This window comes from Pseudomonas sp. P7758 (genome assembly GCF_013386485.1).
Lineage (GTDB): Bacteria > Pseudomonadota > Gammaproteobacteria > Pseudomonadales > Pseudomonadaceae > Aquipseudomonas.
The window spans coordinates 58445-85350 of record NZ_JACARS010000028.1 but is presented as its reverse complement, the minus strand read 5'-3'; the positions used below and the strand labels follow the sequence as shown (position 1 = coordinate 85350).

30 protein-coding genes are annotated in these 26906 nt (G+C 61.5%); 16 read left to right on the top strand and 14 right to left on the bottom strand.

The features are described from left to right. Positions 1 to 342: 342 nt before the first annotated feature. From HX873_RS07995 to HX873_RS07965, 7 genes are all read left to right on the top strand, one after another. On the top strand, positions 343 to 987 hold the full coding sequence (locus HX873_RS07995) for an NAD(P)H-dependent oxidoreductase (RefSeq protein WP_177122549.1): 645 nt from the start codon (positions 343 to 345) through the stop codon (positions 985 to 987). Next, on the top strand, positions 926 to 1318 hold the full coding sequence (locus tag HX873_RS07990; protein WP_177066959.1) for a MerR family transcriptional regulator: 393 nt from the start codon (positions 926 to 928) through the stop codon (positions 1316 to 1318). The genes HX873_RS07995 and HX873_RS07990 overlap by 62 nt, the downstream gene beginning before the upstream one ends. 415 nt (positions 1319 to 1733) lie before the next feature. After that, positions 1734 to 2873, top strand: coding sequence for a Fic family protein (locus HX873_RS07985; RefSeq protein ID WP_177122548.1), 1140 nt, complete (start codon positions 1734 to 1736; stop codon positions 2871 to 2873). Positions 2874 to 2961: 88 nt separating this feature from the next. Beyond that, positions 2962 to 3204 (top strand): exodeoxyribonuclease VII small subunit, encoded by a 243-nt coding sequence (locus HX873_RS07980; protein ID WP_003209964.1) that lies wholly within the window; start codon positions 2962 to 2964, stop codon positions 3202 to 3204. Beyond that, the gene (ispA, locus tag HX873_RS07975) at positions 3201 to 4088 is read left to right on the top strand and encodes a (2E,6E)-farnesyl diphosphate synthase (protein WP_177122547.1); all 888 of its coding nucleotides are present in this window, start codon (positions 3201 to 3203) and stop codon (positions 4086 to 4088) included. The genes HX873_RS07980 and ispA overlap by 4 nt, the downstream gene beginning before the upstream one ends. A 110-nt stretch (positions 4089 to 4198) precedes the next feature. After that, positions 4199 to 6097 (top strand): 1-deoxy-D-xylulose-5-phosphate synthase, encoded by a 1899-nt coding sequence (gene dxs, locus HX873_RS07970; protein WP_008436502.1) that lies wholly within the window; start codon positions 4199 to 4201, stop codon positions 6095 to 6097. A gap of 142 nt (positions 6098 to 6239) precedes the next feature. Then, the gene (locus tag HX873_RS07965) at positions 6240 to 8135 is read left to right on the top strand and encodes a TonB-dependent receptor domain-containing protein (RefSeq protein WP_177122546.1); all 1896 of its coding nucleotides are present in this window, start codon (positions 6240 to 6242) and stop codon (positions 8133 to 8135) included. A gap of 107 nt (positions 8136 to 8242) precedes the next feature. Here HX873_RS07965 and HX873_RS07960 read toward each other — a convergent pair whose 3' ends face one another. From HX873_RS07960 to nrdR, 10 genes are all read right to left on the bottom strand, one after another. Then, complete coding sequence (locus HX873_RS07960) at positions 8243 to 9040, bottom strand: cobalamin-binding protein (RefSeq protein WP_134327388.1); 798 nt, start codon at positions 9038 to 9040, stop codon at positions 8243 to 8245. Further along, complete coding sequence (locus tag HX873_RS07955) at positions 9040 to 9459, bottom strand: nuclear FMR1 interacting 1 family protein (RefSeq protein WP_003209980.1); 420 nt, start codon at positions 9457 to 9459, stop codon at positions 9040 to 9042. Before HX873_RS07955 ends, HX873_RS07960 begins: the two co-directional genes overlap by 1 nt. Continuing rightward, positions 9456 to 10073 carry a GTP cyclohydrolase II gene (gene ribA / locus HX873_RS07950; RefSeq protein WP_003209983.1) on the bottom strand — a complete coding sequence of 206 codons (618 nt, stop codon included), beginning with the start codon at positions 10071 to 10073 and terminating at the stop codon, positions 9456 to 9458. The genes HX873_RS07955 and ribA overlap by 4 nt, the downstream gene beginning before the upstream one ends. A gap of 128 nt (positions 10074 to 10201) precedes the next feature. Beyond that, positions 10202 to 11155 (bottom strand): thiamine-phosphate kinase, encoded by a 954-nt coding sequence (gene thiL, locus HX873_RS07945; RefSeq protein ID WP_177122545.1) that lies wholly within the window; start codon positions 11153 to 11155, stop codon positions 10202 to 10204. Positions 11156 to 11173: 18 nt separating this feature from the next. Further along, on the bottom strand, positions 11174 to 11674 hold the full coding sequence (gene nusB / locus HX873_RS07940; protein ID WP_003209985.1) for a transcription antitermination factor NusB: 501 nt from the start codon (positions 11672 to 11674) through the stop codon (positions 11174 to 11176). Continuing rightward, on the bottom strand, positions 11671 to 12147 hold the full coding sequence (gene ribE / locus HX873_RS07935) for a 6,7-dimethyl-8-ribityllumazine synthase (protein ID WP_003209986.1): 477 nt from the start codon (positions 12145 to 12147) through the stop codon (positions 11671 to 11673). The genes nusB and ribE overlap by 4 nt, the downstream gene beginning before the upstream one ends. Before the next feature lie 90 nt (positions 12148 to 12237). Then, entirely contained in the window at positions 12238 to 13329 is a 1092-nt protein-coding gene (gene ribBA / locus HX873_RS07930) for a bifunctional 3,4-dihydroxy-2-butanone-4-phosphate synthase/GTP cyclohydrolase II (protein ID WP_177122544.1), read from the bottom strand. A 16-nt stretch (positions 13330 to 13345) separates the two neighbouring features. Beyond that, positions 13346 to 14023 (bottom strand): riboflavin synthase, encoded by a 678-nt coding sequence (locus HX873_RS07925; protein ID WP_003209988.1) that lies wholly within the window; start codon positions 14021 to 14023, stop codon positions 13346 to 13348. A 34-nt stretch (positions 14024 to 14057) separates the two neighbouring features. Then, positions 14058 to 15194, bottom strand: coding sequence for a bifunctional diaminohydroxyphosphoribosylaminopyrimidine deaminase/5-amino-6-(5-phosphoribosylamino)uracil reductase RibD (ribD, locus tag HX873_RS07920; protein WP_003209989.1), 1137 nt, complete (start codon positions 15192 to 15194; stop codon positions 14058 to 14060). Beyond that, on the bottom strand, positions 15191 to 15661 hold the full coding sequence (gene nrdR, locus HX873_RS07915; RefSeq protein ID WP_003209990.1) for a transcriptional regulator NrdR: 471 nt from the start codon (positions 15659 to 15661) through the stop codon (positions 15191 to 15193). Before nrdR ends, ribD begins: the two co-directional genes overlap by 4 nt. A 139-nt stretch (positions 15662 to 15800) precedes the next feature. Here nrdR and HX873_RS07910 point away from each other — a divergent pair, with 139 nt between their 5' ends. From HX873_RS07910 to trxA, 4 genes are all read left to right on the top strand, one after another. Further along, the gene (locus tag HX873_RS07910) at positions 15801 to 16259 is read left to right on the top strand and encodes a YbaY family lipoprotein (protein ID WP_003209991.1); all 459 of its coding nucleotides are present in this window, start codon (positions 15801 to 15803) and stop codon (positions 16257 to 16259) included. Further along, entirely contained in the window at positions 16256 to 16909 is a 654-nt protein-coding gene (locus tag HX873_RS07905) for a methyltransferase (protein ID WP_177122543.1), read from the top strand. Before HX873_RS07910 ends, HX873_RS07905 begins: the two co-directional genes overlap by 4 nt. A 269-nt stretch (positions 16910 to 17178) precedes the next feature. Then, complete coding sequence (locus HX873_RS07900; RefSeq protein ID WP_177122542.1) at positions 17179 to 18180, top strand: Abi family protein; 1002 nt, start codon at positions 17179 to 17181, stop codon at positions 18178 to 18180. 72 nt (positions 18181 to 18252) lie between these two features. After that, entirely contained in the window at positions 18253 to 19125 is an 873-nt protein-coding gene (gene trxA / locus HX873_RS07895; RefSeq protein WP_003209995.1) for a thioredoxin, read from the top strand. A 3-nt stretch (positions 19126 to 19128) separates the two neighbouring features. On the opposite strand, the gene HX873_RS07890 is transcribed toward trxA, so the two are convergent. Further along, a complete protein-coding gene (locus HX873_RS07890; RefSeq protein WP_003209997.1) occupies positions 19129 to 19476 on the bottom strand; it encodes a hypothetical protein in 348 nt (115 codons plus the stop codon). A 135-nt stretch (positions 19477 to 19611) separates the two neighbouring features. Between HX873_RS07890 and HX873_RS07885 the strand changes: the two genes are divergently transcribed. From HX873_RS07885 to HX873_RS07865, 5 genes are all read left to right on the top strand, one after another. Next, complete coding sequence (locus HX873_RS07885) at positions 19612 to 20223, top strand: DUF2796 domain-containing protein (protein WP_003209999.1); 612 nt, start codon at positions 19612 to 19614, stop codon at positions 20221 to 20223. A gap of 147 nt (positions 20224 to 20370) precedes the next feature. Next, positions 20371 to 21081 (top strand): ABC transporter ATP-binding protein, encoded by a 711-nt coding sequence (locus HX873_RS07880; RefSeq protein WP_008436477.1) that lies wholly within the window; start codon positions 20371 to 20373, stop codon positions 21079 to 21081. Between the two features lies 1 nt (position 21082). After that, the gene (locus HX873_RS07875; protein ID WP_177122541.1) at positions 21083 to 22348 is read left to right on the top strand and encodes an ABC transporter permease; all 1266 of its coding nucleotides are present in this window, start codon (positions 21083 to 21085) and stop codon (positions 22346 to 22348) included. Positions 22349 to 22359: 11 nt separating this feature from the next. Then, on the top strand, positions 22360 to 22881 hold the full coding sequence (locus HX873_RS07870; RefSeq protein WP_008436468.1) for a DUF3299 domain-containing protein: 522 nt from the start codon (positions 22360 to 22362) through the stop codon (positions 22879 to 22881). Between the two features lie 96 nt (positions 22882 to 22977). Continuing rightward, a complete protein-coding gene (locus HX873_RS07865; RefSeq protein ID WP_102369992.1) occupies positions 22978 to 23676 on the top strand; it encodes an OmpW family protein in 699 nt (232 codons plus the stop codon). Positions 23677 to 23775: 99 nt separating this feature from the next. Here HX873_RS07865 and HX873_RS07860 read toward each other — a convergent pair whose 3' ends face one another. The 3 genes from HX873_RS07860 to HX873_RS07850 all read right to left on the bottom strand — a co-directional run bounded on the left by HX873_RS07860 (position 23776) and on the right by HX873_RS07850 (position 26846). Then, positions 23776 to 24138: a response regulator gene (locus tag HX873_RS07860; RefSeq protein ID WP_102369993.1), complete on the bottom strand. Its 363-nt coding sequence runs from the start codon at positions 24136 to 24138 to the stop codon at positions 23776 to 23778. A 6-nt stretch (positions 24139 to 24144) separates the two neighbouring features. Beyond that, complete coding sequence (locus HX873_RS07855) at positions 24145 to 25605, bottom strand: ATPase domain-containing protein (RefSeq protein ID WP_177122540.1); 1461 nt, start codon at positions 25603 to 25605, stop codon at positions 24145 to 24147. A gap of 350 nt (positions 25606 to 25955) precedes the next feature. Next, positions 25956 to 26846 (bottom strand): sugar nucleotide-binding protein, encoded by an 891-nt coding sequence (locus HX873_RS07850; protein ID WP_008436463.1) that lies wholly within the window; start codon positions 26844 to 26846, stop codon positions 25956 to 25958. Between the last annotated feature and the right edge of the window lie 60 nt (positions 26847 to 26906).

The following is a 26906-nucleotide window of genomic DNA, read 5'->3' as shown; positions in this document are numbered from 1 at the left end:
CAGCTGTACGCAGGTTAGTCGACCGGTCGATTGGAAACCCGGCGCGCCCGAGGGCGCCCTGCGCACAGCCACCATAAAAGTGCAGGCGAAAAACGGCCTGACTCATGAACTGATCGTGCGCCAATCGAATCCGGGCGACTAAACCCGATCACCGAATATGCAGTGACGGAACGCAGACTAGTCGCGGGATTTTGCTGGCGCAAGCGCTTGGAATTCTCTAGGAAACGTCCTGCAAATGAAAGGGATCAGTCTTCCTGGCCATTCCCAATCACTGCATCTTCTTGACTCTCCCCCTAAGGTCACACCTCACCCTGAAACCCCAGTTTTCAGGACCGCACCACCATGAGCCAACGCATCCTGGTCATCCTCGGCCACCCTTCCAGCACCAGCTTCTGCTCTGCCCTCACCGACACCTACATCACCAGCGCCAAAAACGCCGGCCACGAAGTACGCATCCTGCGCCTGGGTGAACTGGCCTTCGACCCCATCCTCCACAACGGCTACAACCAGGCCCAACCTCCGGAACCCGACCTGATTAGCGCGCAATCCGACATCCTGTGGGCCAATCACCTGACGTTTGTTTTCCCCGTCTGGTGGGGTGGCATCCCGGCCTTGATGAAAGGTTTTATCGACCGAATTTTCCTATCCGGTTTCGCCTTCAAATACCGCAAGGGAAAGGCCTTCCCCGACAAACTCCTGAAGGGCAGAACCGCGCACTTGCTGGTGACCCTGGACACACCGCCGTGGTATTACAGGTGGTTCTACCGCATGCCCGCGCTGCATCAGATGCGCAAGACAACACTGGCGTTTTGTGGCATTCAGCCGATCAAGACGTTGCTGTTCGGGCCGGTGTTGGGCTCTACGCCAGCACAGCGGGAACAGTGGCTGAAACAGGCCGGCGCACTCTTTGGGAAAAGGACTTTTCATGTACATCGGCAAAGCCGCGCAACTGTCGGGCACAACCATCAAAGCGATTCGTCACTATGAAGCCATCGGCCTGTTGCCGCCGCCGCAGCGGGAAGGTCGTTATCGATTTTACTCCACGCAAAGTGTCGAACTGCTGACGTTCATCAAGTGCGCCCAGCAGTTGGGTTTCAAGCTCAAGGAGTTGCAGGCAATTCTGGGTGGGCATCACGGTGATGGGCTGCCCTGGGGCCTGGCGGACAAGGCGATCGCCAACAAGAAGCAGGAGTTGGTGCGGCAGATCGAGGCATTGCAGAAGATGCATGGAGGACTGGTCGAGTTTGAGGCCAGTCTCAAGGATGCTCAGGGCCAATGCACCGCACCACTGAAAACGCCACTGCCGTCAATGAGCTGAACCGCTGTTTTACGTAGTACCGGGCAGCGGCTCGGAACAGAAAAAGCTTCGCAAAAAATGGAGTGGTTTCCGGCCGCACTGGGAAAGGTCCACTTCGAGCGCGATTGGCAATGGCGTGCTGGCGGGAAGTTGGACGGCGATTACCGGCGTGTGGGACGCCATCAAGCAAGTGCAGGAGATCTTCAAGGACGCCGGCAAGCTGTTTGAACGCCTGGGGGCGACAGCCAGCGAATTGATGAGCTGGCGAGTACTGCGCCAAAGGTTATGGAACAGGCGATCCTGCTGGCCAGTGATGAGGCGGCGCTGTACCTGATGTGCGCATCTGACTGGACAGTGAGCCGAATAGCTCACACAATCGGCTCACCAAATGAGCCGAATAAGCCTTCTATTCGGCTCACATACCGAGCATGCCTCCATGGATCACCCGAACTGGATCTGGCAACAACCCGATTGGCCGCACTTTCACTGGCAACCAGAGCGCCTCGCAGCGTTGTTGCGCGAGTGCACGCAGGCGCAAGGAAAGTTGCTGGGCATGCTCGGTTCGGTCAGCCAGGCACAGAGTTCAGAGAATGAACTGGATGCGTTGCTGCAAAACATTCTGACCTCCTCGGCAATCGAGGGTGAGCAACTGAATATGGGTTCCGTACGTTCCTCTTTGGCCCGACGCCTGGGCCTGGAGCAATTGCAAGACGGCTCAGTGAGCCGACGCAGCGAGGGTCTGGCTGACTTGATGCTGGACGCCACGCAACAGTTTTCTCAACCGTTTACCCTCACCCGTCTATTCAAATGGCATCGATGGTTGTTTCCCGCCGAGGAAGCCCGCTTTTCCACCCACGGCTTGAACGTAGGCGCGTTAAGGGGGGATGAGCCTATGCAGGTTGTATCGGGACGACTGGACCGACCCACTGTGAATTTCGAGGCCCCACCCCGCCAAGGACTGGAGCAATCGCTGGACGATTTCATCGAATGGTTTGAAGCCAGCCGGAATCATGCGGCCCTTGACCCATTGCTGCGCGCAGGCCTGGCGCATTTCTGGTTCGTCACCCTGCATCCCTTCGATGATGGTAATGGTCGTCTGACGCGGGCGATTACCGACCTCGCGCTTGCCCAGGCAGAGCATCAAGCGATCCGCTTCTACGCGATGTCGGCGAGCATCCTTGAAGACCGGGCGGGCTATTACCGTGCACTGGAAACCAGTCAAAAGGCCACGCTGGATATCACCGATTGGCTTGAGTGGTTCCTGCAAACGCTGCTTCGTAGCTTGCAGCAGGCCATGGTGCGGATTGACCGGGTGCTGGGCAAAACCCGCTTCTGGCAGCAGCATCGGGACCACGCACTCAGCGCCGAACAGACCAAAGTCTTGAATCGCCTGCTCGACGGTGGCGAAAAGGGCTTTGAGCACGGGATCAGCGCCGCCCAGTATCAGGCAGTGGCCAAAGTGTCCAAGGCCACGGCGACCCGACATCTGGCCGATCTTCTGGAAAAAAACTGCCTGGTTCGGCTACCCGGCGGCGGCCGCAGCACCCGCTATCAAATCAACACTCAAGGCGATTGATTTTCAAGGCAAATCCCCCCACTCATTTGCCCCAATCCCCCATGTCTGCTAGTGTCGCGCCGGTTTACCGTCTACCGGAATAGCCGCCATGGCCCGCAAAAAAGTTGCACTCGATTTCGAACAATCCCTCGCCGACCTGCAAACCCTGGTCGAGCGGATGGAGAACGGCGAGTTGTCGCTGGAAGACTCGTTGACCGCATTCGAGCAAGGCATCGGCCTGACCCGCGACTGCCAGAGCGCCCTGGCGCAGGCGGAGCAGAAGGTCCAGGTGTTGCTGGAACGCGATGGGGAGTTGGCCGAAGAACCTTTCGATGCGGAACAGCCTGAATGATCGACGCTTATCAGGCCGGCAGCCAGGCCCGGGTCAATGCTGCGCTGGAACCGCTGTTTGTCGCGCCCAGCCCTGAGCTGAACCGCCTGTATGAGGCCATGCGCTACAGCGTGATGAACGGTGGCAAGCGGGTTCGCCCGTTGCTCGCCTATGCGGCCTGTGAAGCCCTCGGCGCCCAGGCGGAGGAAGCCAACGGCGCCGCCTGTGCGGTGGAGTTGATCCACGCTTACTCCCTGGTACACGACGATTTGCCGGCAATGGACGACGACGATCTGCGTCGCGGCCAACCCACTACCCATAAAGCCTTTGATGAAGCCTGCGCGATTCTCGCCGGTGACGGCCTGCAAAGCCTGGCGTTCAGCGCCCTGCTGGACCCGCGCCTGAGCAGCGTCAACGCCGAGATCCGTCTGCGCATGGTTACCGCGCTGGCGCTGGCCGCAGGGCCTGCCGGCATGGTCGGCGGCCAGGCGATTGACCTGGGCTCGGTCGGTTTGAAGCTCGATCAACAAGCCCTGGAATACATGCACCGCCACAAGACCGGCGCGCTGATCGAGGCCGCCGTGCACCTCGGCGCCCTGGCCAGTGGCCGTGCAGAAGCGGCGCAACTGGCGGCGCTGCAAACCTACGCGCGGGCCATCGGCCTGGCGTTCCAGGTGCAGGACGATATTCTCGACGTTGAAAGTGATACCGCGACCCTCGGCAAGCGCCAGGGTGCTGATATCGCACGGGACAAGCCGACTTATCCTTCGCTTCTCGGGCTGGAAGCCGCCAAGGCGTACGCCCTGGTGCTGCGAGACCAGGCCCTGGACGCCCTGCGACCTTTCGACGCGGCTGCCGAGCCACTGCGTGACCTGGCGCGGTATATCGTCGAACGTCGCCACTGACAACAGCGGCCTTTTCCACCGCATATCAGCCAAGTTCGGCGCTCTGCGTGGGCAGTTTGCGATGCTTGAGGTAAACTGCCGCCTCTTCTATACCTATAACGATTCGCCTGATGCCCACGACGTTTCAAGAGATTCCCCGCAAGCGCCCGGCCACGCCCCTGCTGGACCGTGCCAACACGCCAGCCGGCCTGCGCCGCCTGGGTGAAGCCGAGCTGGAAACCCTGGCCGATGAGTTGCGCCTGGAATTGCTCTACACGGTCGGCCAGACCGGTGGGCATTTCGGTGCCGGCCTGGGCGTCATCGAGCTGACCATTGCGCTGCATTACGTATTCGACACTCCGGACGACCGGCTGGTGTGGGACGTGGGTCATCAGGCCTATCCGCACAAGATTCTCACCGGACGCCGCGAGCGCATGGCCACACTGCGCCAGAAGGATGGCATCGCCGCCTTCCCGCGCCGCTCCGAGAGCGAGTACGACACCTTTGGCGTCGGCCACTCCAGCACCTCTATCAGTGCAGCGCTGGGCATGGCCATTGCCGCCCGCCTGCAAAACAGCGATCGCAAGGCGATTGCGGTGATCGGTGATGGCGCGTTGACCGCCGGCATGGCCTTCGAGGCGCTGAACCACGCGCCGGAAGTGGACGCCAACATGCTGGTGATCCTCAACGACAACGACATGTCGATCTCGCGCAATGTCGGTGGCCTGTCGAATTACCTGGCAAAAATCCTCTCCAGCCGCACTTACGCCAGCATGCGTGAAGGCAGCAAGAAGGTGCTCTCGCGTCTGCCCGGCGCGTGGGAAATTGCCCGTCGTACCGAAGAATATGCCAAGGGGATGCTGGTTCCCGGCACCCTGTTCGAAGAGCTGGGCTGGAACTACATCGGCCCGATCGACGGCCATGACCTGCCAACCCTGATCGCCACCCTGCGCAACATGCGTGACCTTAAAGGCCCGCAGTTCCTGCATATCGTGACCAAGAAAGGCAAAGGCTTCGCCCCGGCGGAAGTCGACCCGATTGGTTACCACGCGATCACCAAGCTGGAACCGCTGAACGCCCCGGCCGCCGCGCCGAAGAAGCCCAGCGGTCCAAAGTATTCCGGTGTGTTCGGCGAATGGCTGTGTGACATGGCCGCCGCCGACCCGCGCCTGGTGGGCATCACCCCGGCGATGAAGGAAGGTTCCGACCTGGTGGCGTTCAGCGAGCGTTTCCCGCTGCGCTATTTTGACGTGGCCATCGCCGAGCAACATGCGGTGACCTTCGCCGCGGGCATGGCCTGTGAAGGCGCCAAGCCGGTGGTAGCGATCTACTCCACGTTCCTGCAACGCGGTTATGACCAGTTGATTCATGACGTCGCGGTGCAGAACCTCGACGTGCTGTTCGCCATCGACCGTGCGGGCCTGGTGGGCGAAGACGGCCCGACCCATGCCGGCAGCTTCGACCTCTCGTACCTGCGCTGCATCCCCGGCATGCTGGTGATGACCCCGAGCGACGAGAACGAACTGCGCAAGATGCTCAGCACCGGCCACCTGTACAACGGCCCGGCGGCTGTGCGCTATCCGCGGGGGAATGGTCCGAATGCGGTGATCGAAAAGGACCTTGAGCCTATCGAAATCGGCAAGGGTATCGTCCGCCGCCAGGGCAGCGGCGTTGCCTTGCTGGTGTTCGGCGTGCAATTGGCTGAAGCCTTGAAAGTGGCCGAGAAGATCGACGCCACGGTGGTAGACATGCGTTTCGTCAAGCCACTGGACGAGGCCTTGGTGCGCGAGATCGCCGGCAGCCATGAGCTGCTGGTGACCATCGAAGAAAACGCCATCATGGGCGGCGCCGGTGCGGCAGTCAGTGAGTTCCTGGCACGGGAGAATATCCTCAAGTCGGTGCTGCACCTGGGCTTGCCGGATGTGTATGTCGAGCATGCCAAGCCGGCGCAGATGCTGGCTGAGTGCGGGCTGGATGAATCCGGGATTGAAGCTTCGGTTCGTCAGCGCATGGCCCTGCTGGGCCTGTAGAAACGCGATTAAAAATGTGGGAGCGGGCTTGCTCGCGAAAGCGCTGGGTCAGTCCACAGATGCATTGACTGACACTGCGCCTTCGCGAGCAAGCCCGCTCCCACATTTGTTTTATGCCAACTTCAAATGCTACGGACAGCCCATGAACCGCCTTCGCCTCGCCCTGCCCCTTCTGTTACTGCCCGCCACCGACCTGCTCGCCGACAGTTTCGAACGCGACCAAGCCCTCAAGCTGCCCGACGTGGTGATCAGCGCCAACCGCCAGGTCCAGGCGCGCAACGACAGCAGCGCCGCCAACACCGTCTTCACCCGCGACGACATCGACCGCCTGCAACCCACCAGCGTGACCGACTTGCTCAGCCGCGTGCCCGGGGTGCAGGTTTCACAGGCCGGTGGCCGTGGCAGTCTGGCAAGCGTCTACATTCGTGGCACCAAGTCGGCCCAGAGCCTGGTGCTGGTCGACGGCCAGCGCATCGGCAACTCGACTTCCGGCGACAGCAACCTGCAGCACCTGAACATCCAGCAGATCGAACGCGTGGAAGTCCTGCGTGGTTCGCGCTCGGTGATCTACGGCAGCGATGCGATTGGCGGGGTGATCCAGATTTTCACCCGGCGTGGTAACGAGTCCGGCCTGCAACCCCGCCTGCATGTGGGATTTGGCAGCAACCAGACATGGGAACGCAGCCTGGGCTTGTCCGGCGGCGATGCGCAAACCCGCTTCAACCTCGGCGCCAGCCTGGATGACACGGCCGGAATCAATCGCACGTACGACTCCTATCCCAGCGACCGTGACCATGACGCCTATCGCAACCAGGCCATCAGTTTCAGCCTGAGCCATGCCTTCAACGATGACCTCGAAGCGGGTGTGAACGTGCTGGATAACCGCGGCAAAAGCGAATTCGACAACCCATTCGGTCGCTTCGATTCGACCACCTTCCAAACCTTCCAGCAAAAGCCCTACACCCACTTCACCGTGAGCAGTGTCAGCACCTATGTTGACGCGCGTATCAATGACACGTGGAAGTCCCGGCTGGAAGCGGGCCACAGCGAAAACCGCGAAGAAACCCGGGACAAGCTCAGCACCGAACGCAGCGTGTTCAACACTTACCGCAACTCACTGAATTGGCAGAACGACCTGACCCTCAATGAGCAGAACAGCCTGATCCTGGGCGGCGACTGGTACGAGGACCAGGTCAACAGCAGCACCGCGTTCGCCGAAGACAGTCGCTGGAATCGAGCGGCGTTTATCCAGCACCGCTTTCAAGCCCAGTCCTTTTCCACCGAACTGGGCCTGCGTCGCGACGATAACCAGCAGTTCGGCGGCCACAACAGCTGGAGCGGCACCTTCACCCTGCCGCTGAACCCGGACAATGATCTGTTGCTGAGCTACAGCGAAGGCTTCCGCGCGCCTACGTTCAACGACCTCTACTACCCGGACGAATTCGGCTTCAAAAACAGTAACCCGAACCTCAAGCCCGAGACATCGAAAAGCTACGAAGTGCAGTGGCGCAGCCAGCTCAGCGACAGCAGCCGACTGGAAGCCTCGCTGTACCGCACCGATATTCAGGATGCGATCGTGTTTGCCAGCAACGGCCCGCAAAACGTCAGCGCCGCACGCATCAACGGCTTCGAGGCGGCGCTCAAGCAAGAACTGTTCGGCTGGCAAAGCAGCCTCGCCGTTGCATTGATCGACCCACGCGACCGCGACACCGGGCGCACACTGGCGCGTCGAGCCCGGCGCACCCTGAGCCTGGACCTGGATCGCCAACTCGATCAATTCGGCGTCGGCGCCAGCTGGCAAGCGGTCAGCAGCAGCTACGACGATGCAGCGAACCAGCAACGCCTGGGCGGGTATGGCTTGCTGGGGCTACGGGGCAGTTGGGCGGTGAACCATGAAGTCACGCTGGAAATGAAGCTCGATAACCTGCTGAACAAGGACTACAGCCGGGCGCTGTATCAGTATCAAGGCCAGCAATATGGCTATCGGGAAGAAGGCCGGGCACTGATGTTCGGGGTGACCTGGACGCCGGAACTCTAAGTCGTCTGCACCGGCCTCATCGCGGGCAAGCCCGGCTCCCACAGGGGACCGTGCTTATCCAGACGACTCAGTCAAATGTGGGAGCTGGCGTGCCTGCGATAGCGGTCTCACAGCCCCGGAGCAAGAACCTGACACAACCGCGCCACCGCCTGCAGCATCTGCCCGCTGGGCCGTTCCAGGCCCTTGTCAGGCACCACCAGCAAACGCCCGCCAGCTACCGCCGCCAGCTGGGGCCAGGCCTTCCAGGCATCCAACTGCGCTTGATCGCCCGCCAGAATCACCTCGGGATTACGCTGCAACACCGACTCAATGCTGACCTGCGGTGCCGGTAATTTCAGGTCATCGAACACATTGCGCGCGCCGCACACACTCAGCGCATCGCTGATGATCTGCCCGCCACCCACGGTGTACAGCGGCTGGTTCCACACCTGATAAAACACCCGCAACGGCTCGGCCCGGTGATAGCGCGAGCGCAACTCGGCCAAGCGCTGACGCAACTGCGCGGCCAATTGCCGGCCGGCGTCATCCCGCCCGAGTTGCCGGGCAATGGTTTCGACCTGTGAAGTGAGTTGTTCGAGGCTGTGGGGTTCGGCGACAAATACCGGGATGTTCAGGCGTTGCAGCTGTTCACGCGGGCCCGGGCCGACGCTGCCGGGCCAAAGCAGGATCAGGTCGGGCTTGAGGCTGAGCAGCCGCTCCATGTCCAACTGCCCGTAGTTGCCCACAGACGGCACGTTCGCCAACGCCTGTGGCCGCTCGCCGCCATCCAGCACGCCCACCAGCAAATCGGCGGCGCCCAGTTCAACGACGATTTCAGACAACGAAGGCGCAAGGCTGACCACCCGCTCAACCGCCGCAGCCTGGGCCGCGACTGCCAGCAACAACACCGCCAGCCAGCCGCGCATCAACCCAACTGGCGCGGGATGCGGTAGAGGTAGAACAGCACCAGGGTCGACAATGCCAACAGAAACAGCGGCACCGCTTCCAGCCCGACAAACACCGCCAGCGCGCCGACCCAGGCCGGCAGTGCAGCCACCAGCAACGCCACACGACGGCGGGCCGCGAGGGTGATCCAGGCAGCCGGCTCTTCAGGGGTATCGAGGGCTTTGCCGGTGGCGATCAGCGCGTGTTTATAGCCGTGGAAGTAACGCAGGCTGACAAACATCGAGGCTACGCCGGCGATAAAAAACGGCATCGCCAGCACCGGCAGCAAGGGCTCGGCCTTGCCAAACACCAGGTTGATCACAAACAACGGCACCAACGCCAACGCCAGGTATTGCCACCAGTTAAACGACAGCCGCCGCTTGACCTGGCCGCGCGTCACGCCCGATCGGCCTCGCCCTGGTGCTCGTTGCCCATCATGTGGTCGAGCTTGCTGGCCTTGGTGGCCAGGTACAGCTTGTTGTGCGGGTTGTGGCCGGTGTGCAGCGGCACGCGCTCGGCGACGGTGATGCCCATGTCGGTCAAGGCTTTGACCTTGCGCGGGTTGTTGGTCATCAGCCGCAGGGATTTAACGCCCAGGTGCTGGAGCATCGGCAGGCAGATTCCATAGTCGCGCTGGTCAGCGGCAAAACCGAGGCGCTCGTTGGCTTCCACAGTGTCGGCGCCGCCATCTTGCAGCTCATAGGCGCGGATCTTGTTCAGCAGGCCAATGCCACGGCCTTCCTGACGCAGGTACAGCAACACGCCACGGCCTTCGCGGGCGATGGCCTGCAGGGCGGCTTCCAGTTGCGAGCCGCAGTCACAGCGCTGGCTGAACAGCGCATCGCCGGTCAGGCACTCGGAGTGCACGCGACCGAGGACCGGGGCACCGTCCGCCACGTCACCGAGGCTGAGAACAACGTGTTCGCGCCCGGTGGCTTCTTCAAGAAAGCCATTCATGGTGAACGTGGCAAAAGGGGTTGGCAGCTTGGAAGCGGCGACGAAAACGACGGGCACCTTGTGCTCCTGATTTCAGATTTCACAGGGGAGGGATTGTAACAGTAGGTTCCTACAGACGCTTAAGCTGAATTATCGCTGATAAAGATCAATAGGTTCGATTGGCCTTCAGCTTGGTTCTATGCCTTTCAGAAATGTTGATAGCCACGAATGGCCGGCGTGACGTCCTGGCCAGACGCATCCAGCAGGGTAACGCCCTGCCCCGCCTCGACCCGGCCGATTACATGGACCGGCACACCGGCGGCCAACAGCGGCGCCAGTTCGACGGGCGGCAAGGTGAACGCCAGTACGTAGTCGTCCCCCCCGCTCAACGCGGCCACCCGGGCATCCGCTTCACCGACGAACGCCAGCAAGGCGGCGGACAACGGCAGTTTTTGCTGCTCGATCAACAAGCTGACAGCCGACGCCTTGGCAATATGCCCGCAATCAGCCAAAAGGCCGTCGGAAATATCCATGGCAGACGTGGCCTTGCCCCGCAACGCCAAGCCCAGCGCCAACTGCGGTTGCGGCGACCAGTAATGGGCCAGCAGCGGCTCGGCGATAGCCGCCTCCGCCGTGCGCTGCCCCAGCACCAGCGGCAAGGCGCCCGCTGCGTTACCCAGTTCACCGCCCACACACAGCAAGTCGCCAGGCCGCGCGCCGCTGCGGGTCAAGGCCTGGCCCGCCGGCACCCGGCCAAACACGGTCATGGTCAGGCTCAGCGGCCCACGGGTGGTGTCGCCGCCCACCAGAACCACGCCACAACCCTGCGCCATGGCGTTCAAGCCCTGGGCATAGCGTTGCAGCCAATCGGCATCAACCGTCGGGGTGGTGAGGGCAAGGGTAAACGCGAGGGGATTGGCGCCCATGGCCGCCAGGTCGCTGACTGCCACGGCCAGCGAGCGCTGGCCGAGCAGAAACGGATCGCAGGGGTCGGCAAAATGCACGCCGGCCACCAGGGTATCGGTAGAAATCGCCAGCTGTTCCCCGGGAGGAACAGCCAGCAAGGCGCAGTCGTCGCCAATCCCCAGTGCAATGCCTTCGCCGCCCTGCGCACAGGGCGCGGCGGCGAAGTAGTTGCGGATCAGCTCAAACTCGCCCATTGCGTCAGCAAGCGCCAGTTAGCGCTTGTACGCCTTCACTTCGGCTTCACGCAGGCGCGGGGCCAGCTTGTCGAGCACGCCGTTGACGAACTTGTGACCGTCGGTGGAACCGTAGACTTTCGCCAGTTCGATCCCTTCGTTGATCACAACGCGGTAAGGCACGTCGACGCGCTTGAGCAGTTCCCAGGTGGACAGGCGCAGTACGGCCAGTTCAACCGGGTCCAGCTCTTCGATCGCCAGGTCCAGGCACGGCGTCAGTGCAGCGTCGATCTCGGCCAGGTTGGCCGGAACACCGTGCAGGATGTCGTGGAAGTAGCTGGCATCGGCCGCGCTGAAATCGTTGTCGACGCGAAACTGCGCCTCGATTTCGTTCAGCGAGGTTTTCGCCATGTGGCGCTGGTACAAAGCCTGGGTCGCGAGCTGGCGGGCCGAACGACGCTTTTCGCTTTTCGATGGCTTGCCGGCGTCTGCCGGGCGCGGGTCCTGGGGGTTGAACTGATCGCTGTCGTCGCTAATCACTTGGCCTCCAACTGCGCCAGCAGGCTGACCATTTCCAGGGCGGACAGGGCAGCTTCAGCACCTTTGTTGCCGGCCTTGGTGCCGGAACGCTCGATGGCTTGTTCGATGGAATCAACGGTCAGGACGCCAAAGGCGACCGGCACGCCGAACTCCATGGACACCTGGGCCAGGCCCTTGGTGCATTCGCCAGCCACGTATTCGAAGTGCGGAGTGCCGCCACGAATGACCGCGCCCAGGGCGATGATCGCCGCGTATTCACCCTGCTGTGCAACTTTCTGCGCAACCAGTGGAATTTCGAAGGCGCCAGGAGCGCGGATGATAGTGATGTCGCTTTCGCTCACACCGTGGCGAACCAGGGCATCCACGGCACCGCTTACCAGGCTTTCAACCACGAAGCTGTTGAAGCGGCCAACCACCAGGGCATAGCGGCCTTTGGGGGCGATGAAGGTACCTTCGATGGTCTTCAGGGTCATTCGACAAATCTCTTAAAGAGCCGGGACGCGCTTAGTGCGCGCCCCTCAGTGATATTTGAACCGCGAACAAGGGGCAAACAACGCCGGCCTTTATTCGGAGGGCACGTATTCTACTACTTCCAGGTCGAAACCGGATATGGCATTAAATTTCATTGGCGCACTCATCAGGCGCATTTTGCGCACGCCCAGGTCCCGCAGGATCTGCGAACCGGCCCCGACGATGCTGTAGGTGGTCGGTTTTTTCGCCGGCGCGTGGTCGGCGGTTTCGCGGATATGCGCCAGAAGCACGTCGCCATCCAGCGGATGGCCCAGCAGCAATACAACACCGCTGCCGGCCTCGGACACCGCGGACATCGCGGCCCGCAGGCTCCAGCGCCCCGGTTGCTTGACCATCAGCAGGTCGCGCAGCGGGTCCATGTTGTGCACCCGCACCAGGGTTGGCTCTTCAGCGCAGATGGTGCCCAGGGTCAGGGCCATGTGCACGTCGCCTTCCACGGAATCACGATAGGTCACCAGGTTGAACTGGCCCAGTTCGCTGTCCAGCGGCTGCTCGGCAATCCGCTGAACGGTACGTTCGTGGATCATCCGGTAGTGGATCAGGTCGGCAATGGTGCCGATCTTGATGTTGTGCAGCGCGGCAAATTCTTCCAGCTCGGCGCGACGGGACATGGTGCCGTCGTCGTTCATCACTTCGCAGATCACACCGCTCGGCTCGAAACCGGCCATGCGCGCCAGGTCGCAGGCCGCTTCGGTGTGGCCGGCGCGAGCCAGGGTGCCACCCGGCTGGGCCATCAGCGGGAAGATGTGGCCCGGGCTGACGATGTCTTCGGCCTTGGCGTCTTTCGCGGCAGCGGCTTGTACGGTGCGGGCGCGGTCAGCAGCGGAGATGCCAGTGGTGACACCGGTGGTGGCTTCGATGGACACGGTGAACTTGGTGCCAAACCCGGAACCATTGCGCGGCGCCATCAACGGCAGCTTCAGCAGCTCGCAGCGCTCGCGGCTCATCGGCATGCAGATCAGGCCACGGGCGTGCTTGGCCATGAAGTTGATGTGTTCCGGCTGGCAGCACTCGGCGGCCATGATCAGGTCGCCTTCGTTCTCGCGGTCTTCGTCATCCATGAGGATGACCATCTTGCCTTGGCGGATGTCTTCAACCAGTTCTTCGATGCTGTTGAGCGCCACGCGGCACCCCCTTGGGTCAGGATTTAAGGTAGCCGTTAGCGGCTAAAAAACTTTCAGTGATGTTCCCGGCGGGCCCTTGAAGAGAGTCAGACTCTGCGGCCTTATCGCCCAATAGAAGGCGCTCCAGGTAACGGGCAAGCAAGTCGACTTCCAGGTTCACCCGGCGACCCGGCTGGTACGACGCCATGATGGTTTCGCTCAGGGTGTGGGGAATGATGGTCAGTTCAAATTCGGCGCCATTCACGGCGTTCACGGTCAGGCTGGTGCCGTCGACGGTGATCGAGCCTTTGTGGGCGATGTACTTGGCCAGCTCTTTCGGTGCGCGAATGCGAAATTCCACGGCACGCGCGTTTTCGCTGCGAGCAACCACTTCGCCGACCCCGTCGACGTGACCGCTGACCAGGTGCCCACCGAGACGGGTGGTCGGGGTCAGGGCTTTTTCCAGGTTCACCGGGCTGCCGCTCTTGAGGTCGTTCATCGCGGTGCAGTCCAGGGTTTCCCGGCTGACATCGGCGGCAAAGCCGTTGCCAGGCAACTCGATAACGGTCAGGCACACACCGCTGACGGCGATGCTGTCGCCCAGTTTGACGTCGCTCAGGTCGAGCTTGCCGGTTTCAACCAGCAGGCGTACGTCGCCGCCTTTTGGGGTCATTGCACGGATGCTGCCGATGGATTCGATAATGCCGGTGAACATGCCGTTCTCCTGAAGACGTGGCGCAGGCCGGGAATTATACGCTCGCTGATGGCAGAGGGATGGCAGTGACTCTCCAGTCATCGCCAACAGCGCGCATTTCAGTGATCTTGAGTTGGGGGGCGTCGGCCAGTTTCTCAAGCGGCCAGTCCAGCAAAGGCCGGGCGGCAGAGCCAAGAAACTTGCCGGCGACGAATATCACGTACTCGTCCACCAGCCCTTGCTGGGCGAAGGCACCCGCCAGGCTTGGGCCGGCTTCCACCAACACTTCGTTGACACCACGGGCCGCCAGGGCCACCAGCGCGGAACGCAGGTCGACCTGGCCGTCGACACCCGGCACCACCAGGCACTCGGGGCCTGTGGGGTACTGGTTGTCCGGCGTCACGCAGGTGATGACCAGCGCGGGGCCAGCCTTGAAGAACGGCGCATTCAGCGGCACCCGCAGGCGGCCGTCGATCAGCACACGCAGCGGCGGACGAGACATCGCCAGGGCGGTGGTTTCTTCATCCAGGCCCAGTTCGGCGGCGCGCACGGTCAGGCGAGCACCATCGGCCAGCACCGTGTCGGCGCCGGTCAGCACTACGCTGGCCTGGGCCCGCAGGCGCTGCACCGCGGCACGGGCGGCCGGGCCGGTGATCCATTGGCTTTCGCCGTTGGCCATCGCGGTGCGACCGTCCAGGCTCATGGCCAACTTGACCCGCACAAACGGCAGGCCATGCTCCATGCGCTTGAGAAAGCCCGGGTTAAGCGCCCGCGCTTCGTTTTCCAGCAAGCCGCTGTGGGTCTCGATCCCGGCCTGGGCCAGGCGGCGCATGCCACGCCCGGCGACTTCCGGGTTCGGGTCCTGCATCGCTGCCACCACACGGGCCAGGCCGGCATTCACCAAGGCATCGGCGCACGGCGGCGTGTGCCCGTGGTGGCTGCACGGTTCAAGGGTCACGTAGGCCGTGGCGCCCCGGGCCTTGTCGCCCGCTGCCCGCAGGGCATGGACTTCCGCATGGGGTTCGCCGGTGCGCACGTGCCAGCCTTCGCCGACAACCTGCCCGTCACGCACGATCACGCAGCCAACCCGGGGGTTGGGGTGGGTGGTGTACAGGCCCTTGCGCGCCAATTCCAGGGCACGGGCCATGTAATGGGCGTCGAGTACCGCTTGTTCTGCCGAAGGTGGGTTCATTCTTTTACCGGCTCACGGGCCAGGCGATCGATCTCTTCGCGGAACTCGTTGAGGTCCTGGAAGCGTCGATACACCGAGGCGAAACGGATATAGGCGACTTCGTCGAGCTTTTGCAGCTCGCCCATCACCAGTTCTCCAACCACCAGGGATTTGACTTCGCGCTCGCCGGTGGCGCGCAGCTTGTGCTTGATATGCACCAGTGCCGCTTCCAGCCGCTCGACACTCACCGGGCGTTTTTCCAGGGCGCGCTGCATTCCGGCGCGCAGTTTTTCTTCGTCGAAGGGCTGGCGACTGCCGTCGGTCTTGATCAGACGTGGCAATACCAGTTCGGCGGTTTCGAAGGTGGTGAAACGTTCACCGCAGCCAGAGGCCAGGCATTCACGCCGGCGACGCACCTGTTCGCCCTCGGCGACCAGACGCGAGTCAATGACCTTGGTGTCGTTGGCACCGCAGAAGGGACAGTGCATGGTGGCAGGCAACAAAAAATGGGAGGGCCATGGTAGCGCATCCCTGTGGCAAGACAAGCCATAGCCTTTACGGTATATAGGCTGACTATTATGTTTCATATTTTTTAAGCCACGGATTTTGTCCTTTCTGGAGCCGTACATGCAGTTACGACCACTTGTTTTGCTCACGTTGCTCGGTTTTCTGGTCGCCTGCAGCAGCCATGCCCCAAAACCTGCGGCGCCGGCTCCGGCACCGCAACAAGAGAAAAAACTGCCGGGTGTGGAAGAAGATCTCGGCCCGTTGCCCGCCTACCAGCGTGAAGTCAGCGGCCAATTGAACGGTATACCGGCGGGTGCGGAAGTCGAACTGGCGCTGCTGGTGATCGACGACCGTTCGCGCCCGCAACAACTGCTGGCCAGCAGCGTGCTGATCGGCAACAACAAGCCCCTGGCCTTCCGCCTGCGCTTCAACCCGCAAGCGTTCCCGGCGGGCGGGCGCGTTGAATTGCGTGGTCGCGCCAGCCAGTCCGGCCAGTTGATCCTGCACCTGCCGCCGGTGCGCATCACCCAGGCGATCACCCAGACCACCGGGCCGCTGCAACTCGTTCCCGCACCATGACGCCACCGCTGGACCTGCAACGCGCACTGAGCGAACTGATCGGCGACGCCCAACTGGTGCCCTGCCCGCTGCCGGGCACCGAGTTGTCGCTGTGGCTGCTGGACGCCGACAACATGGACCGCGCCTTCAGCCCCGAAGAAACCCGGCGCATCCTGCATGAGCCGCCGTACTGGAGCTTTTGCTGGGCCAGTGGCCTGGCGCTGGCGCGATACCTGGCGGCCAACCCCGAGTGGGTCGCGGGTAAGCGGGTGCTGGATTTCGGCGCAGGTTCGGGTGTTGCCGGGATTGCCGCGGTAAAGGCCGGAGCGCTGGAAGTGGTGGCGTGCGACCTGGATCCGCTGGCCCTGGCTGCCTGCCGGGCGAATGCCGAACTCAACGGCGTAACACTGGGCTATTCAGAAGACTTCTTCACCGAATCCGACCGGTTTGACCTGATCCTGGTCGCCGATGTGCTGTACGACCGGGCGAACCTGCCGCTGCTGGATCAATTCCTGACACGCGGCCGCGAAGCGCTGGTCGCCGATTCCCGGGTTCGGGACTTCCAGCACCCGGAGTATCAGCGCCTGGGTATCCTCGACGCCCTGACACTGCCCGACCTGGCCGAGCCGTGGGAGTTTCGCAAGGTGAGCCTGTACCATTCGCAGCGATAGTCGCGCCTATCAAACCCGCAAATCTCCAGTAACAGATGGGCTAAGACAGTCTTCAGCGTAGCGTGGAAAATGGCCGCCTCTCGCACGCTACCTGGACGACCAAACGGTATGCCAAACCCCCGATTTGCATCCGTCGCCTCTTGCTCAAAAAGCTTGCAAACGTTACCGCTACTGCCTAATCTTTGCCGCAATACACCCGCCATGCCTCTGGTCGCGCAAGTGACTAAGCACAAATTGTGCGGGTTTTTTATGCCTGGCGTTTTTTGGGCATGAGAACGTTCGACAAACCTGCCATTGATGTTCCCTCCCAGATAGAACTGCTCAAACAACGTGGCTTGCTCATTCAAGATGAAGCCCGTGCGCAGTGTTTCTTGCAGTCCGTCAGTTTTTTCCGATTGAGCCCCTACATGCGCCCTTTTCAGCAATCGGGGGATGTCGATCATCGATTTCGCGATGGCACAGGTTTTCGTCAGTTAACTCGACTCTACGATTTTGACCGCAGGCTTCGATTGTTGAGCATGGATGCCATTGAACGCGTGGAAATAGCGACTCGCTCGATGATCAGTAACCATATGGGGCCCAACTATGGCAGCCATTGGTATACCGATATCGGAATGTTTCAACAGGCATTTGACCACCAACGCCTACTTGCAACATTGCAGTCCAAGCAATGTGCCGCTATCCGAGACTATGAGCGCGAATGCCTGCGAATAGATCGACTGCAAGCCGATAGCGGTCGCAAAGCGCATCTCAAATGCCAAAGAGCAAAAGAGAGTTACGCCCGACACTACCCCACCACCTATGACCAACCACCACTCATGCCCGGCTGGGCAATGCTGGAAGAACTCACACTCGGCGACCTGTCCCATCTCTACAAAGGCTTGGCCAGGGATTCGGACAAGAAGGCTATCGCCAGACGCCTGGAACTCCCCGCCCCTTTGATGCAGTCCTGGCTGCACACCTTGACCACTATTCGTAACATCTGCGCACACCATGCGCGAATGTGGAATCGAGAATTGGGCATTCGCCCAGAACTGCCCAAAAAAGCCAACTTCCCGTGGCCCAGGCACCTTATTCATCCGGGCACTCATGCCCGTATGTTCGCAGCACTCTGCATCCTTAATCACCTAATGCATAAAGTGTGTCCACACGCTCAGTGGGACCGGCGCCTGCGTCAACTGACTGAGGAATTTCCCGATGTCAGCCTCAAAGCGATGGGTTTTCCTCAAGACTGGTACCAGGACCCTTTCTGGCATCCTGTACGCGCTTAATCGCGGCATAGCTTCCGGTCGCCTCCTCCAGTCTTTATAGTTGCCCCATTCCTGCTTTCTTCGAGATTCCCCATGAGTGAGCCCACGCCGTACATCTTCGATGCCACCACCGCCACCTTCGATCAGGCGGTGATCCAGAACTCCTTCGAAAAACCCGTGCTGGTGGATTTCTGGGCCGAGTGGTGCGCGCCGTGCAAGGCGTTGATGCCGATGCTCGCGCAGATTGCCGAGAGTTATCAGGGTGAGTTGCTGCTGGCCAAGGTCGATTGCGATGCCGAGCCGGACGTGGTCTCGCGCTTTGGCATTCGCAGCCTGCCGACCGTGGTGCTGTTCAAGGATGGCCAGCCAGTGGATGGGTTTGCCGGTGCGCAGCCTGAATCCGCCGTGCGCGCGATGCTGGAGCCCCATGTGCAGATGCCACCACCGGCGGCTGCCGATCCACTGGAGCAGGCCCAGGCGCTGTTTGCCGAAGGCCGTATCACCGACGCCGAGGCCGTGCTGGTCACCCTGCTTGGCGAAGACAACACCAACGCCGCCGCGCTGATCCTGTACGCACGCTGCCTGGCCGAGCGCGGTGAACTGGGCGAAGCGCAAACTGTGCTCGACGCGGTCAAGAGCGATGATCACAAGGCCGCACTGGCCGGCGCCAAGGCGCAGATCACTTTCCTGCGCCAGGCCGCCGACCTGCCGGACGCCGCAGACCTGAAAGCCCGCCTGGCGCAAAACCCGCAGGATGACGAGGCGGTGTACCAACTGGCCGTGCAACAACTGGCGCGCCAGCAATACGACGCCGCGCTGGATGGCTTGCTCAAGCTGTTCATCCGCAACCGCAGCTACAGCGAAGGCCTGCCCCACAAGACGCTGTTGCAGGTGTTCGAACTGCTCGGCAACGATCACCCGCTGGTCACCGTATACCGCCGCAAGCTGTTCGCCGCGCTTTACTGATCGTTACTCGATCCAACTGTACAGCGGCGTATCCCCGCCGCTGGCTACCTTGACCTTGGCGCTATGGCGCAGGCGCACCAGCAGGCGCTTGCCCGCCGAGGCGCTGCCGGCCAGGCCTTCCAGCTGATCAAGCAATTCCAGGCCGTTGAGTTGCCCGGCCTTGCGCAGTAAATCCTGGGCGGCCTGCCACAGGCTCTCGTCCAGGTTACCCGCCGCCGGCGTCACTACCGGTTCCGCACTCGGGGTTTTGCTGGCCTGCAACTGCGCGCCCAGCCGGGCCCAGTCGCCGTCATCCAGCTCCAGGGTCAAGTCCACCGGCAGGTCACCGACGGTTCCACGAATTCTCAACATCGCACTTACTCCCGCACTTTTCTGACGAGCATGCTCCCACGCGTCTTGCGCTACGCCAAGCAGGCGGTCAAACTCCTCGCAAAATTGTTATAAGATCACATAACAAAACTTTCATCTTTGTCCGGGAGCTCCACCATGCGCCGTTTGCTGCTCGCTTTGCCGTTTGCCCTGTTGCCACTGGCCATCGCCCAGGCTGCCGACGAGCACGACCATGATCACGAGCACGGCAGCCTCGGTGCCCACGAACACGGCGTGGGTCGCCTCAACGCGGTGCTCGACGGCCAGGCCCTGGAGCTGGAACTGGACAGCCCGGCGATGAACCTGGTGGGCTTCGAACACCTCGCTACAACGTCCGCCGACAAAGCCAAGGTCGCCGCTGCCCGCAAACAACTTGAACAACCTTTGGTGCTGTTCAGCCTGCCCAAGGCCGCCGGTTGCGTGATCAGCACCCAGGAACTGAACAGCCCGCTGTTCGGCGACAAGCCTGAAGCCGACCACGATGAAGACGATGACGACCACGCCACCGATGGCAAAGGCGCCGCCGCCCACGAACATCACCACGACCACAGCGAAATCCACGCTCACTACCAGTTCACCTGCGCCACGCCGACCGCGCTGAGCAACCTCGACCTGACCCAGGTGTTCAAGACCTTCCCCGCCACCCAGAAAATTCAGGTACAACTCATTGGCCCGAGCGGCCAGCAGGGTGTGGAAGCGACGGCCACAGCAGCCACCCTGAAATTCTGATGTAAACACCACACTGTAGGAGCTGGCTTGCCTGCGATGCAGACGCCGCGGTGCTCCAGAAACACTGCGGTGATGCCATCGCAGGCAAGCCAGCTCCTACAGTTGATCGGTGCCATCATCCAAATCGAGCCAGACCCCTGATTTCCTATGACCCAAGCACTTATCGAACTGTCTGACCTGGGCTTCAACTGGCCGGGTCACCCACAGTTGCTGGACATCCCGACGTTTCGCCTGGAGCCGGGGGAAACCCTGTTCCTCAAGGGCCCCAGCGGCAGTGGCAAGACCACCCTGCTCGGCCTGCTGGGCGGTGTGCAAAAGCCCAGCCGCGGCAGTATTCGCCTGCTGGGCCAGGAGCTGACCGAACTCTCGGCCGGCGCCCGCGACCGTTTCCGGGTCGACCACACCGGCTACATCTTCCAGCAGTTCAACCTGTTGCCGTTTCTCTCGGTGCGCGAGAACGTCGAGTTGCCCTGCCACTTTTCAACGTTACGGGCGCAGCGGGCAATCCAGCGTCACGGCAGCGTCGACCAGGCTGCCGCGACCTTGCTCGCCCACCTGGGCCTGAAGGACAAGAGCCTGCTGGAGCGCCGCGCCGACTCCCTGTCCATCGGCCAGCAACAACGGGTGGCCGCTGCTCGTGCGCTGATCGGCCAGCCGGAGCTGGTGATCGCCGACGAGCCGACCTCGGCCCTGGACTACGACGCCCGGGAGGCCTTCATTCAGTTGCTGTTCGCCGAATGCCGCGAAGCAGGCGCCAGCCTGTTGTTCGTCAGCCATGACCAGAGCCTGGCGCCGCTGTTCGACCGCAACCTGTCGCTGGCCGAACTAAATCGCGCCGCCACGCCCGCAGAGGTTTGAGATGTATTTGTTTCGACTAGCCATGGCCAGCCTGGCTAACCGCCGCTTTACCGCGATCCTCACCGCCTTCGCCATCGCCCTGTCGGTGTGCCTGTTGCTGGCGGTGGAACGGGTACGCACCGAAGCCCGCGCCAGCTTCGCCAGCACCATCAGCGGCACCGACCTGATCGTCGGCGCGCGCTCCGGCTCGGTGAATTTGCTGCTGTATTCGGTGTTCCGCATCGGCAACGCCACCAACAACATTCGCTGGGACAGCTACGAGCACTTCGCGGCCAACCCGCAGGTAAAATGGGCGATCCCGATTTCCCTTGGCGACTCCCACCGTGGCTACCGCGTGATGGGCACCAACGAATCCTATTTCGAACACTACCAATACGGCCGCCGGCAGAACCTGGAACTGGCCAGCGGCCGCGCCTTCGCCACCGATCCATTCGAAGTGGTGCTCGGCGCCGAAGTGTCCGACGCGCTGCATTACAAGCTCGGCGACAAGCTGGTGCTGGCCCACGGCGTGGCGGTGGTCAGCCTGGTCAAGCACGACGACAAGCCGTTCACCGTGGTCGGCATTCTCAAGCGCACCGGCACTCCGGTGGACCGCACACTGCATATCAGCCTCGGGGGCATGGAAGCGATTCACATCGACTGGCACAACGGCGTGCCGGCCCAGGGCAAAGGCCGGATCAGCGCCGACCAGGCTCGCAACATGGACCTGACGCCCCAAGCCATCACCGCGTTCATGCTCGGTTTGAACAACAAGATTTCCACCTTCGCCCTGCAACGGGAGATCAACGAGTTCCGTGGCGAGCCGATGCTGGCGATCCTGCCGGGGGTGGCGCTGCAAGAACTGTGGAGCATGATGGGCACGGCTGAAAAAGCGCTGTTCGTGATCTCGCTGTTCGTGGTACTGACCGGTTTGATCGGCATGCTCACCGCGATCCTCACCAGCCTCAACGAGCGCCGCCGGGAAATGGCAATCCTGCGTTCGGTGGGCGCACGGCCCTGGCATATTGCGACCTTGCTGATCTTCGAAGCCTTCGCCCTGGCATTGTCGGGCGTGATCGCCGGCGTCGGGCTGCTGTATGTGTGCATCGCCGCGTCGCGCGGGTATTTGCAGGCCAACTACGGCCTGGACCTGCCGCTGTCGTTGCCGAGCGAATATGAATGGACCCTGCTCGGCGGTATTCTCGTCGCAGCCCTGCTGATGGGCAGCGTGCCGGCCTGGCGCGCCTACCGGCAATCGTTGGCCGACGGCCTGTCGATACGTTTATGAGGAAGCTGTTGATGCGTCGCGTCGTGCTCGCACTGTTACTGCTGGTGGCCCTGCCCGTGTGGGCTGAAGACCAGCCCAAGGACCTGTCGTGGCAGGAGATGATCCCGCCGGACGCGCCGCCGGAAATCCCCAACATGAAACCGCTGCACGACTTGTCGGGCATGGCCGATGCGTTGTCGGTGGAGTCAGCGCCGGCCGCCAAGCAGGACCTGCCCAACGCGCCGGTCGTACAAAGCCTGGACGGCAAGCACATCCGCCTGCCGGGTTATATCGTGCCGCTGGAAGTCAGCGAGGAAGGCCGCACCACGGAGTTCCTGCTGGTGCCGTATTTCGGCGCGTGCATCCATGTACCGCCACCGCCGTCGAACCAGATCGTGCATGTGAAAAGCGAAGTCGGCGTGAAGCTCGACGAGTTGTATCAACCGTACTGGATCGAAGGCCAGATGCAGGTCAAACCGTCCAGCAGTGAACTGGCCGATGCCGGCTACCAGATGGATGCCGACAAGATCTATGTGTACGAGTTGCAGGAATAACCCGTGATTGCGCTTTCATTGAGCTGAGTCAAAAGCTCGAACGTTACGATCTTTACCATTGGACACAAGCAATTAATAACGTCCTTTGGAGCTCCCATGAACAAGTCCCTGCTCGGCGCGTCGCTTGTCGCGCTCGCCCTCGTCGCCCCTGTTGCCCACGCTCACGAAGCGGGTGACATCCTGATTCGCGCCGGTGCCATCACCGTCAACCCGAAAGCGGACAGCAGCAGTGTCAAGGTTGACCAGGGCCCGCTGGCCGGGACCAACCTGGGCGGCAAGGCGACCATGAGCAGCGACACTCAACTGGGTTTGAACTTCGCCTACATGTTCACCAGCCACTGGGGTATCGAACTGCTGGCGGCCACGCCGTTCGAACATGATGTGAAGATCAAGAACACCGCCCTGGGCGCTGCCAACGGCAAGCTCGGTACGCTGAAGCACCTGCCACCGACCCTGAGCGTCGTGTACTACCCGCTGGACAGCAAGTCGGTATTCCAACCGTACATCGGCGCCGGTATCAACTACACCTGGATCTACGACGAGCACGTCGGCAGCCGCGCCGAGCAGGCCGGCTTCAGCAACTTCAAGGCGGAAAACTCCTGGGGTTGGGCCGCGCAGATCGGTGCGGACTACATGATCAACGACAAGTGGATGATCAACGCCCAGGCGCGCTACATCGACATCAGCACCAAGGCCACCGTGGACAACAACGCCCTGGGCCAGGGCACCCGGGCCAAGGTTAATGTGGATGTTGATCCGATGGTGTACATGGTCGGTATTGGCTACAAGTTCTAGGTTCTACCCAAAGGCCCTGTTGTACAGGGCCTTTTTTGTGAGGCTTCCCCTGGAGGCAAGCGCCAATCAGAAGCCAGGCACACGCCCGTGTGCTGCGAGTCAGGCTTCAGCCAGGAGCTGGCGAACTTCAGCAATGACCACGTCAATGTTGAACGGCTTATTCAACACTGCATTGAACAAGTCCGACCGCTCCATACCAATATGGGCCTGGGCTCCGCTGATCAGGATGATGGGCAAGTGATTGACTGCCGGTAGCGCGCGGACAGCTTCGGCAAACTCCTGGCCATCCATGACCGGCATCATGAAGTCGGTGATGATCAACGCTGGCCGCTCGCGCTCCAGGACCTCGAGTGCTTTCTGGCCATTGCTCGCTTTTACGACCATGTACCCCTCATCCTCCAGCGCATAGCCGAGAATGTCAGCGATCAAATACTCGTCGTCGACGACCAGGATGGTGGTCATGTCAGTTCAACCCGAATCAGAGACTTTGGGCGTTGAGCCCGGCAGCGAAGAATCATTAGGGACCGCCAACGCATTTCTTGATGCCTTCTTCAGGTCAACGCCGTTTTCATGGATTACCACTTCAAGAAGCGAAGGATCGTAGAAGCTGTCTCGTACCTTAAGAATCGAAAGCATTCTTCTTAGTTCAGATTGAATCTCGAAGAAACGCATCAGCATCAGGTTATCGACAATACTGGAGAGGTCCGGGGTTGGAGAGCTGACCTCCGAACCAAAAACGTCACGCATCTCCCATGAGGCAAACACCGTTACGCCACGGGCACGAAGCTCGCTCATCAAGGCGCTGTAGAAATCAGTGATACGAGCCGGGTTTGTCGACACCCGGGTCATGCCGCTCAAGCTGTCGATGAACAGGCGCTTGATGCCCTTTTCCTCAACCATTTTCAGCAGCCGTGCGCCGAGACCATCGATCAGGCCTTCTGTGGTGGGTTGCCAGGCAATACTCAGCGCACCACTTTCTTCCATACCCTTGATATCAATCCCCAGCGATTGGCCTTTGAGACGTAACCGCTGCGGGCTTTCATAAAAACCGAAATGCAGGCCCGGCGCGTCCACTGTCGACTCTGCGAGAAACCTGAGCCCCAACGTGGTTTTCCCGACGCCGGAAGGCCCCATGACGAGGGTAACTGAGGAACTGTGCAGGCCACCGCCGATGATGGCGTCCAGCGAACCGATGCCGCTGGTGATACGCGTCAGATCGGCACTGTCAGGTAAAGACGGATGGCTGTAGAGGCTTTCCAGACGCGGATAAACCACCAGGCCATCGTCGGTAATTTCACACTCGTGCAGTCCGGTCAGTGCACCACTGCCTCGAGTTTTGCGCAGGTGAATACGGCGCACCGAACGGCTGCCGTGAAGCTCTTCACCCATCTCGATCACACCATCAACCATGGTGTGCTCGGGACTGCCGTCGTCCAACCGGGAACTGGTGAGAAACAGCACCGTACAACCGGCGAACGCGGCGTGCCCTTGCAGCTCGGAAATGAATTTTTTGGTGTCGATGGGCGAGTCAGCCTTGGAGCGTGCATTGAGCAAGCCGTCGACCACTAACACGGTGGCCTTCTGACGACTGATCTCACGCCGAAGCAGCTTGACCACTTCATCGAGACCTTCGTTCTCAAGGGTGTCAAACGCACTGACGAACTGAATCTCGGCTCCCACCCGGGAAGCATCAAAGAAGTTCAGGGTCGAGAGGAACTGAAATAAACGGTCGTGGGATTCGGCCAGCAACGTGGCAACCAGTACACGGCCCCCATTGCGCGCATGGTTAAACCCCAGCTGATTGGCGAGGATCGTTTTACCGGATCCCGGGCGCCCCTGGATGATGTAGGAGGCACCTGCGACTAGCCCACCCTTGAGCAGAGCATCCAGCCCTTCTATTCCGCTTTGAAGGCGATTTAGCTTTTCCACAATGCAACCCTGATGTGAACAACAGGCTCTTGAGCCGAAGGTTTACGATGCTAACTCCATTTGTTCAAACGGGCTATCCACTCAGCCGTTCAAGCGCGGGCCATATACCTGGCTGAGTCCCAACCCAGTTCCCTGGCCATTGTCTGTGATAGAGACGGCAATGTAACTTCCGTTCATAAGGGGATAACCATTGAACGCCGGGATAAGGTCCATCGACTCAACACAGATGACCGCCCGCACCAAAGGTTTCAAATTTTTCGCAGGCCGCTGCGCATCCGGCTGGCCAACACCTATCACGTGTAATCGTCCGCGCACTGCCACAAAAAAGGCGCCTGTTTCAGGCGCCTTTTTTATGTTTGACCGTGTCGATAGAACCGGTCGAGCAACGCCGGCAGCCCGGCCCGCCATGCCCGTGGCTTGATGCCGAAGGTGTGGAGGATTTTCTTGCAGGCCAGCACCGCGTGTTGCGGCTCGTCGGCTGCATCCGGACGGGCGGCGTGGGCCTGGGCGGTCGGCGCTTCCACGGCCAGCGGGTGGAAGTTGCGCGCTTCGGTCAGGATCGCCTGCCCCAGCGCCAGCGGGGTAGTCGCTTCGTGGCCGGCGTAGTGGTAGGTGCCCCACAACGGCGCGGCGCAATCGAGTTGCTTGAGCACCGAAATGATCACCCGCGCGGCATCGTCCACCGGCGTCGGGTTGCCCCGGCGGTCGTCGGCCATCAGCAGTTCGTCAGGTTTTTCGGCACGGGCCAGGAAGCGCCCGAGGGTGCCGTCGACGCTGTCATCCAGCAGCCAGCCGAAACGCAACAGCACGTGCTGCGGGCAGGTGGCGCGTACGCTCTGCTCGATGCGCCACAACGCCTGGCCTCGAAGGCCCAAGGGCACGGGTTCGTCTTTTTCGCTGTAGGCGGTGGCGCGGGAGCCATCGAACACCCGGTAGCTGGACGGTTGCAGCAGGGTGATGCTGTGGTGCTGGCACAGTTCAGCCAGGCGCTCGATCGCATATTCCTGGGCGGCCAGGCGTGTCTCGCTGACCGTCTCCGCCTGAAACCAGTCGAAGTAATAGGCGAGATTGATCAAGGCATCGGGACGGGTGTCGTCGAGCAGTTGCGTGAGGCTCGCGGCATCCCAGCCGTCTTGGGGCGGGCGCGGGGCGAGGAAACCGATGTCTTCCTCCGCACCGAGGCGAATCAGCGCCTGCCCGAGGGCATTCCCGCCGCCCAGTAACATAAGGCGCATTCGCATAGATTGAGCAGGCCCGGTCTGTTTGGAACGATGGTTATTATCGACAGGCTTGTGAGCCAT

Coding starts and splice junctions, on each gene's coding strand:
- HX873_RS07995 (WP_177122549.1), top strand. CDS start 343: ATGAGCCAACGCATCCTGGTCATCCTCGGCCACCCTTCCAGCACCAGC.
- HX873_RS07990 (WP_177066959.1), top strand. CDS start 926: ATGTACATCGGCAAAGCCGCGCAACTGTCGGGCACAACCATCAAAGCG.
- HX873_RS07985 (WP_177122548.1), top strand. CDS start 1,734: ATGGATCACCCGAACTGGATCTGGCAACAACCCGATTGGCCGCACTTT.
- HX873_RS07980 (WP_003209964.1), top strand. CDS start 2,962: ATGGCCCGCAAAAAAGTTGCACTCGATTTCGAACAATCCCTCGCCGAC.
- ispA (WP_177122547.1), top strand. CDS start 3,201: ATGATCGACGCTTATCAGGCCGGCAGCCAGGCCCGGGTCAATGCTGCG.
- dxs (WP_008436502.1), top strand. CDS start 4,199: ATGCCCACGACGTTTCAAGAGATTCCCCGCAAGCGCCCGGCCACGCCC.
- HX873_RS07965 (WP_177122546.1), top strand. CDS start 6,240: ATGAACCGCCTTCGCCTCGCCCTGCCCCTTCTGTTACTGCCCGCCACC.
- HX873_RS07960 (WP_134327388.1), bottom strand. CDS start 9,040: ATGCGCGGCTGGCTGGCGGTGTTGTTGCTGGCAGTCGCGGCCCAGGCT.
- thiL (WP_177122545.1), bottom strand. CDS start 11,155: ATGGGCGAGTTTGAGCTGATCCGCAACTACTTCGCCGCCGCGCCCTGT.
- ribE (WP_003209986.1), bottom strand. CDS start 12,147: ATGACCCTGAAGACCATCGAAGGTACCTTCATCGCCCCCAAAGGCCGC.
- HX873_RS07925 (WP_003209988.1), bottom strand. CDS start 14,023: ATGTTCACCGGCATTATCGAATCCATCGGCAGCATCCGTGCAATGACC.
- ribD (WP_003209989.1), bottom strand. CDS start 15,194: ATGAACCCACCTTCGGCAGAACAAGCGGTACTCGACGCCCATTACATG.
- nrdR (WP_003209990.1), bottom strand. CDS start 15,661: ATGCACTGTCCCTTCTGCGGTGCCAACGACACCAAGGTCATTGACTCG.
- HX873_RS07910 (WP_003209991.1), top strand. CDS start 15,801: ATGCAGTTACGACCACTTGTTTTGCTCACGTTGCTCGGTTTTCTGGTC.
- HX873_RS07905 (WP_177122543.1), top strand. CDS start 16,256: ATGACGCCACCGCTGGACCTGCAACGCGCACTGAGCGAACTGATCGGC.
- HX873_RS07900 (WP_177122542.1), top strand. CDS start 17,179: ATGAGAACGTTCGACAAACCTGCCATTGATGTTCCCTCCCAGATAGAA.
- trxA (WP_003209995.1), top strand. CDS start 18,253: ATGAGTGAGCCCACGCCGTACATCTTCGATGCCACCACCGCCACCTTC.
- HX873_RS07890 (WP_003209997.1), bottom strand. CDS start 19,476: ATGTTGAGAATTCGTGGAACCGTCGGTGACCTGCCGGTGGACTTGACC.
- HX873_RS07885 (WP_003209999.1), top strand. CDS start 19,612: ATGCGCCGTTTGCTGCTCGCTTTGCCGTTTGCCCTGTTGCCACTGGCC.
- HX873_RS07880 (WP_008436477.1), top strand. CDS start 20,371: ATGACCCAAGCACTTATCGAACTGTCTGACCTGGGCTTCAACTGGCCG.
- HX873_RS07875 (WP_177122541.1), top strand. CDS start 21,083: ATGTATTTGTTTCGACTAGCCATGGCCAGCCTGGCTAACCGCCGCTTT.
- HX873_RS07870 (WP_008436468.1), top strand. CDS start 22,360: ATGCGTCGCGTCGTGCTCGCACTGTTACTGCTGGTGGCCCTGCCCGTG.
- HX873_RS07865 (WP_102369992.1), top strand. CDS start 22,978: ATGAACAAGTCCCTGCTCGGCGCGTCGCTTGTCGCGCTCGCCCTCGTC.
- HX873_RS07860 (WP_102369993.1), bottom strand. CDS start 24,138: ATGACCACCATCCTGGTCGTCGACGACGAGTATTTGATCGCTGACATT.
- HX873_RS07850 (WP_008436463.1), bottom strand. CDS start 26,846: ATGCGAATGCGCCTTATGTTACTGGGCGGCGGGAATGCCCTCGGGCAG.